The sequence below is a fragment of the Streptomyces sp. SID3343 genome, assembly GCF_009865215.1.
GTDB lineage: Bacteria > Actinomycetota > Actinomycetes > Streptomycetales > Streptomycetaceae > Embleya.
On the sequence record NZ_WWJX01001503.1, the window covers coordinates 1 to 399 of the forward strand.

The window sequence follows — 399 nt, forward strand, 5'->3', positions numbered from 1 at the left end:
CGCAACCGCAACCGCAACCGCAACCGCAACCGCAACAAGTGACGAGGTGAGCCCCCCGGCTCACCCGGCAAGCAACAGCGGCCGCACCTTCTTGGCCGTCAGTTCCATCGCCGGCAGCAGTTCGCTCGGGCTCAGCCGAGCCGGCTGACTGTGGCACAGCAGGTCGGTCGCGTACGCGAGCCCCGGATCGGCGCGCAGGGCCCGGGCGACGTCCTCGGGTGAACCGGTGTACATGTTGCCCACGGCCAGGTAGTCGGCCGGCGTGAAGTCGGGCGGGAACCGGCCGTCGGCCCGCCCACGCTCGATCCACGGCACCAGCCGCGCCCCCAGGAGCCCGTCGCGCGCGTCCGATCCCGGGTGGATCGGACGGGACAGGCCGACCCGGGCCGGGGCGCGGCC

The 399-nt window shown here is 73.7% G+C and carries 1 protein-coding gene; it reads right to left on the bottom strand.

The features are described 5' to 3' along the window. Positions 1-60: 60 nt before the first annotated feature. Positions 61-399: hypothetical protein (locus tag GT354_RS47540; protein WP_202513105.1), on the bottom strand; the 339-nt coding region annotated here is incomplete at its 5' end.